General features: G+C 71.7%; 3 protein-coding genes. 2 read left to right on the top strand and 1 reads right to left on the bottom strand.

Annotation, left to right across the window (positions count from 1 at the left end; all coding sequences use genetic code 11):
• Positions 1-465, top strand: a 465-nt coding sequence (locus VLK66_RS01910; protein WP_325307419.1) for an aldo/keto reductase, incomplete at its 5' end; no start/stop codon positions are given.
• A gap of 115 nt (positions 466-580) precedes the next feature.
• Complete coding sequence (locus VLK66_RS01905; RefSeq protein WP_325307417.1) at positions 581-1657, top strand: ISAs1 family transposase; 1077 nt, start codon at positions 581-583, stop codon at positions 1655-1657.
• Between the two features lie 62 nt (positions 1658-1719).
• Here VLK66_RS01905 and VLK66_RS01900 read toward each other — a convergent pair.
• On the bottom strand, positions 1720-2098 hold a 379-nt coding region (locus VLK66_RS01900; RefSeq protein WP_325307416.1), incomplete at its 5' end, for an exonuclease domain-containing protein.

The following is a 2098-nucleotide window of genomic DNA, read 5'->3' as shown; positions in this document are numbered from 1 at the left end:
CAGCCGAGCTATTCAATGCTCAACCGCTGGATCGAGGGAGACCTGCTCGATACGCTCGGTGATCTGGGCGTCGGCTGCATCGCCTTCTCGCCGCTCGCGCAAGGGATGCTGACCGCCAAGTACCTGGACGGTGTTCCTGCCGGTGCCCGCGCCGGCAAGCAGGGCTCGCTGCGGCGCGCGTTCCTGTCGGATGAGAACCTCGCCCGCATCCGCGGCCTCGACGCCATCGCCCGGCGGCGCGGCCAGTCGCTGGCGCAAATGGCGATCGCCTGGGCCCTGCGCGACCCGCGCGTCACCTCGGCGCTGATCGGCGCGAGCCGCCCCGAGCAGATCGCCGAGGGCGTCGGGGCGCTCGCCGGCCCCGCCTTCACGCCGGACGAGCTCGCCGAGATCGACCGCTTCGCCCGCGAGGGCAACCTCAACCTCTGGGCCGCCTCCGCCGAGCGCGACGGCCCCGCGCGGTAGGGGGCGCCGCGCCCACCCTCCCCCTCCAGGGCAGGGCAATCGCATATGCTGGATTGTGTTGCGTGGCGAGGGGAGCGGCTTCAGACCTGGGTCTCCGGCGGCGAGGAGATCGGTGATGGACCGCTTTGTGGCCTGTTTTGGCGAGGTCGAGGATCCGCGCGCGCTCAACCGGCGCCATGACTTCCTGGAGGTGGTGTTCGTGGCCCTGGCCGCGATGCTGTGCGGAGCGGAGGACTGCACCGACATGGCGGCCTTTGCGCGCGCCAAGCTGGCAAGCCTGCGCGAGGTGGTGGCGCTCCAGCACGGCCCGCCGAGCCACGACACCTTCAGCCGGATCTTCCGCCTGCTCGCCCCGGAGCCCTTCGAGGCGGCCTTTGCCAAGTTCACGGCCGCCTTTGCGGGCGCGCTCGAGGGGGTGGTGGCGATCGACGGCAAGGCGCTGCGCGGCGCCTATGACCGCGGCCGCCGGGCGACGCCCCTGCATCTGATCAACATCTGGGCCGCCAGGGCCCGGCTGGTGATCGGCCAGCGCCTGGCACCGGGGCGCAACGAGGTGTTGGGCGCCAAGCAGGCGCTGGCGCTGCTGCGGCTTGAGGGCTGCATCGTCACCGCCGATGCGCTGCACTGCCGCCCCGACACCGCGCAGGCGATCCTGGCCACCGGGGCCGATTATGCCCTTGCGGTGAAGGCCAACCAGCCCGGCCTTCTGTCCGCCGCTCAGGCGCTGACAGCGGCGGTCGATCCGGCTCAGGCGGCCACGAGCGGTCCCAGCGGCGGCCACGACCGCTTCGAACGGCGCAGCGCCGTGGTGGTCGACGCGCACGGGATCAACTTCCCGGGCCTGTGCGCGGTGGCGCGGGTGGAGACGTGGCGGGCGAGCGCCGCCGGCCCTGAGGTGAGGACGGTGCGCTGGTATGGGCTCTCCCGGCCCCTGCGCGCCCAGGAGATGCTGGAGGTCGCAGCCGCTCATTGGACGATTGAGAACCAGCTGCACTGGGTTCTGGATGTGAGCTTGAAGGAGGACGCGGCGCGAAGCCGAAAGGACCACGCCCCGCAAAACCTTGCTTTGTTGCGCAAGCTCGCGCTCAATCTTCTGCGCCTGCACCCCGACAAGGCCTCCATCAAAACCAAAACCAAGCGAGCCGGATGGGACGATCGCTTCCTCTTCTCCCTCATCGCTCATATGCGATAGCCCTGCCCTGGAGGGGGAGGGTGAGGCGCGAGTCCGGAATGACAGCGGGGCGCGAGCCTTCCTCAAGCGGCGTCCGAGCCCGCCGCCGGCGCCTCGCTCCGGTAGTCCCGCCAGATCGCGCCCTCGCCGAGCGTCGCCACGAAGGCCGCGTGGGCGTCGCGCTCGGCATCCGTCAGGCGCGAGATCGTGATCCGCGGCCGCGCCTCCCGGGCGACGGCCGCGCTCGCGCGCCGGAGCGCCGGCGCGGCGGCGCGGTGCGACAGGCCGAGATCGGCCTGCTTGCCGCCGATCAGCTCGATATAGACCTCGGCCAGGATCTCGGCGTCGAGGAGCGCGCCGTGCTTGGTGCGGCGCGAGTTGTCGATCCCGTAGCGGGCGCAGAGCGCGTCGAGGCTGTTGCTGGCGCCCGGATGCCTGCGGCGGGCGAGCGCCAGGGTGTCG

It is taken from the genome of Longimicrobium sp. (genome assembly GCF_035474595.1).
In the GTDB taxonomy this organism is placed as follows: Bacteria; Gemmatimonadota; Gemmatimonadetes; order Longimicrobiales; family Longimicrobiaceae; genus Longimicrobium.
This window is presented reverse-complemented; position numbering and strand designations above follow the sequence as displayed.